A 3,666-nucleotide genomic window follows, 5' to 3' on the forward strand; every position below is an offset into this window, starting at 1 on the left:
ACTTTTTTGCCTTTATAGTCACTTAATGAAACCTCTTTCAGTTCTGAACTGAATAATTTAAAATCTGGAGCTTTAGCTCCTACCTGTAATGCCATAGTTATTGTTTTATAATGTTATGCTGTAAATATAAGTTGAAGATACAAGCCTTCAGTCAAAAAATCCTCCTATTACTTCGCCAATTCAGCAATTTGTTGCTCCAGTAAAGCAATGCCCTCTTCAAAACCATGAGGCTGGTAGTCTAGGTCAACGATGGTCTTGTCAAGGATAAATCCGGTTTTTTTAGGCCTGCGCGCAGTTTGGTTCAAGCTCTCACTGCTCACCTCCCTGATTAAACTCGTATCAAGGTTAAAATAGGCAGCCACACGCTTCACCAGTTCAACAATGCTCATCATGTCTTTGCCACTCACATGGTAAATGCCCCGGGCATTTTTTGCTACGGCTAATAAACAAGCTTCGGCAAGATCTTCTGCCAAGGTGGGCATGCGCCACTGGTCGTTCACTATATTGATTGGCTCGCCCTTTTCCAGTGCTCCCTTAGCCCATAATACAATGTTGCTCCTGCTCATGTCTGCAAGAATCCCATAAACAAGAATCGTTCTGACGATCACCCAGGGGCAACTTGCTTTTTTAACCAGCTCTTCTGCCTGCACTTTGGTTTCGCCATAATAACTTAATGGGTTTGTTGCAGCAAGTTCATCATATGGACCAGCGGCACCATCAAACACAAAATCTGTAGACAAATGGATCAATTGGACTTGCCACTCTTCGCAAACACTAACTAAAGTTTGCACAGCCGTCACATTGAGCGCATAGGCCTGCTCCTTGTTAGCTTCACAGGTATCAACATTAGTCATTGCCGCCGTATGGATAATTGCATCGGGTTTGTATTTTTCGACCACTGCTTTCACATTCTCGGGGTCAAGAATGTCCATCGGTTCATAGATATATTCAGGATGGGGCAAAAAACGGTTCGCTCCTTTTGAAGTGGCTATTAAAATAAACTGTTTTTTGGAGATGATGTTTTCAGTGATCTTCTGACCTAAAAGGCCATTACTCCCTGTTACAAGTATGGTTTTCATGGGTATGGAACGATTTTGTTTGATAATCTTGTACTCCCTAAACTATCAATAAAAAAACTGTTGAAAAACTTTTTATTTATATATAAAAAATAGGTGGAAAACTCTTAGCTTTGCGAACCAAATTGAAGGGTGTAAAAACACCTTTAACATTTTGATATTTATAATTTTACCCCAAACAATATATGCCTAACATTGGAAAAATAGCGCAGATTATAGGACCGGTAGTTGACGTGAGTTTTGCTATTGATGCTCATTTACCTAAAATTTTCTCGGCTTTAGAGATTACAAAAGAAAACGGACAAAAGATCGTTTTAGAAGTTCAGCAGCACCTTGGTGAAGACCGGGTACGTGCAATTGCAATGGACTCTACCGATGGTTTAGTTCGCGGCATGGATGTGCTGGATTCTGGTGCACCTATTAAAATGCCCGTTGGTGAGCAAATTAAAGGTCGCTTATTCAACGTTGTTGGTGATGCTATTGATGGTATTAACACTATCGATAAAACCAACGGTAAGCCGATTCACAATGCTCCGCCTAAATTTGAAGATTTATCTACTGAAATTGAAGTTCTTTACACCGGTATTAAAGTTATCGATTTATTAGAGCCTTATGCTAAAGGTGGTAAAATCGGTTTGTTTGGTGGTGCTGGTGTAGGTAAAACAGTTCTTATTATGGAGCTGGTAAACAACATCGCTAAAGCGCATGCTGGTCTTTCTGTATTTGCTGGTGTTGGTGAGCGTACTCGTGAAGGTAATGACCTTTTACGTGAGTTTATCGAATCTGGTGTAATTAACTATGGTGATGAATTCCTTCATTCCATGGAAAAAGGCGGATGGGATTTATCTAAAGTTGATACCGAAAAATTAAAAGAATCTAAAGCAACATTGGTGTTCGGTCAAATGAACGAGCCTCCTGGTGCACGTGCTCGTGTAGCATTATCAGGATTAACAGTTGCGGAATATTTCCGTGATGGTGAAGGTGAAGGCGCTGGTAAAGATATCTTATTCTTCGTTGATAATATCTTCCGTTTCACTCAAGCGGGTTCTGAAGTTTCGGCTCTTTTAGGTCGTATGCCTTCTGCAGTAGGTTACCAACCAACTTTGGCAACAGAGATGGGCTTAATGCAAGAGCGTATTACTTCAACCAAACGTGGATCAATTACTTCTGTTCAGGCCGTTTACGTTCCTGCGGATGATTTAACTGACCCGGCTCCGGCTACAACGTTTGCCCACCTTGATGCTACTACTGTACTTTCTCGTAAAATCTCTGAGCTAGGTATCTATCCTGCAGTAGATCCATTGGATTCTACTTCTCGTATCTTATCTCCAGCAGTTTTAGGCGATGAACATTACAACTGTGCTCAACGTGTTAAAGAAATTCTACAACGCTACAAAGAATTGCAAGATATTATTGCTATTCTAGGTATGGATGAGTTATCTGAAGAAGATAAATTAACGGTTCACCGTGCTCGTCGTGTTCAACGTTTCTTATCTCAGCCTTTCCACGTTGCTGAACAATTCACTGGCTTAAAAGGTGTATTGGTAGACATTAAAGAAACCATCAAAGCATTTAACATGATTATGGATGGTGAAGTTGATGAATATCCTGAAGCAGCTTTCAACCTTGTAGGTGGTATTGAAGAAGCTATAGAAAAAGGTAAGAAAATATTAGCGGAAGCAAACGCTTAATTTAAGCGTATATTATAATATATATGACATTAGAAATTTTAACACCAGATAAAAAAGTCTTCGAAGGTGAAGTAACTGCGGTTACTGTGCCTGGTACCATGGGATCTTTCCAGATTCTTCATGACCATGCACCCATCATCTCTACTTTAGAGGACGGACCAGTAATTATTAAAAGCAAAACCAACGAACAAACCTTTATTATTAAAGGTGGTGTTGTGGAGGTTTTAAAAAACAAAATTATTGTTTTAGCCGAAGGTGTTGCTTAATCGCTAATCTTTTACAAAAACAGCCCATCTTACCTGATAAGATGGGCTGTTTTTTTTTGCTCAAAATCTTGCTTATTTTCAATTTTTTTTAGCACTCTTCGTGATTTTACGCCGAATTGTCCCAAAATTAATATGCCTGCATAACATGCATACCGTATACCGAAATCATATTTGGTCTACTTTTAGCCGTCATTACTATTTAATAGCCCAGTTTCACAAAATCTAAGGGGCAAATTTAAGGCTTCCTCCAAATTAAATTTTTTTTTCAATTATTTTCCGCAGCTATTGTGATTACCCCTGCCAAAAAGTAAATTGGATTTATAGAAATTAATAAAAGGAACCACAAAATGAATACTCCTGCTACAGGCTTCAACACAGTCATTATCAACCTAAACTTACTGCTGCTAAACCAGGAGTACAAGGCGCTGTAAAAGAGTATTTAAAAAAAATAAAAGCGCCTCCCAACAGAGGCGCCTTTTTAATAAAAAAAGAATTTACCAAATAGCTCAGGGAAACCATGCAATACTATAATAATCAAACAGTAATTTATGTAAATGGCTCATTCGTGAAGGCAACTGATGCCCATACGGATTTATACAGCCAGTCTTTACATTATGGCTATGCTGCATTTGA

General features: G+C 39.0%; 3 protein-coding genes. 2 read left to right on the forward strand and 1 reads right to left on the reverse strand.

Features of this window, described 5'->3' with window-relative positions; translation table 11 throughout:
• Positions 1–167: 167 nt before the first annotated feature.
• A complete protein-coding gene (locus ACR2F7_RS05955) occupies positions 168–1,079 on the reverse strand; it encodes an SDR family oxidoreductase (RefSeq protein WP_432712667.1) in 912 nt (303 codons plus the stop codon).
• 182 nt (positions 1,080–1,261) lie between these two features.
• Between ACR2F7_RS05955 and atpD the strand changes: the two genes are divergently transcribed.
• Complete coding sequence (gene atpD / locus ACR2F7_RS05960; protein WP_432712668.1) at positions 1,262–2,767, forward strand: F0F1 ATP synthase subunit beta; 1,506 nt, start codon at positions 1,262–1,264, stop codon at positions 2,765–2,767.
• A gap of 23 nt (positions 2,768–2,790) precedes the next feature.
• Positions 2,791–3,033 (forward strand): ATP synthase F1 subunit epsilon, encoded by a 243-nt coding sequence (atpC, locus tag ACR2F7_RS05965; protein ID WP_432712669.1) that lies wholly within the window; start codon positions 2,791–2,793, stop codon positions 3,031–3,033.
• Positions 3,034–3,666: the final 633 nt, after the last annotated feature.

It is taken from the genome of Pedobacter sp. (assembly GCF_045628745.1).
Lineage (GTDB): Bacteria > Bacteroidota > Bacteroidia > Sphingobacteriales > Sphingobacteriaceae > Pedobacter.